1 pseudogene is annotated in these 408 nt (G+C 44.9%); it reads right to left on the bottom strand.

The window, feature by feature from the left end:
* Positions 1-408, bottom strand: a pseudogene (locus DWW33_RS16095) (MobQ family relaxase); the annotation flags it as partial.

Raw genomic sequence — 408 nt, 5'->3', positions numbered from 1 at the left:
ATCGTGGGATGTTTCAAATTTCTCCCTCTGTTTCTTAAACTTGATATTGTTCAATTCCGTATGAACAGGTTTTAGCCGCTGGTAATTCTCGCCCTCCCGTATCAATTCCTGCAATTCCTTTATCCGGGCAGATTTCTTTTTCATGGAGCCGCTTAATGCTTCAAATTCTTCACTGACAGAGGAAAGACGCTCCTGCAAATCCTCTAATGTGAGCAGCTTGTTTTCCGTCAGATAATTGACGGCTTCGGCAAACTGTTTTAAGTTTCCGGTTCTGGCTTTATTGCTCCATGCCCCTGCGTTGCGCTGGTTGTAATAAGCAATCAGCAGGTCGGCAAGGTTCGGTGTCTGCGGTTTGGAAAGTTCTTCTTTTACCTCTGCCATCCAGACAAACAGGGCTTTGATCTTCTT

Origin of the sequence: Roseburia sp. AF15-21 (genome assembly GCF_003479505.1) — a bacterium.
GTDB lineage: Bacteria > Bacillota > Clostridia > Lachnospirales > Lachnospiraceae > Roseburia_C > Roseburia_C amylophila.
This window is presented reverse-complemented; position numbering and strand designations above follow the sequence as displayed.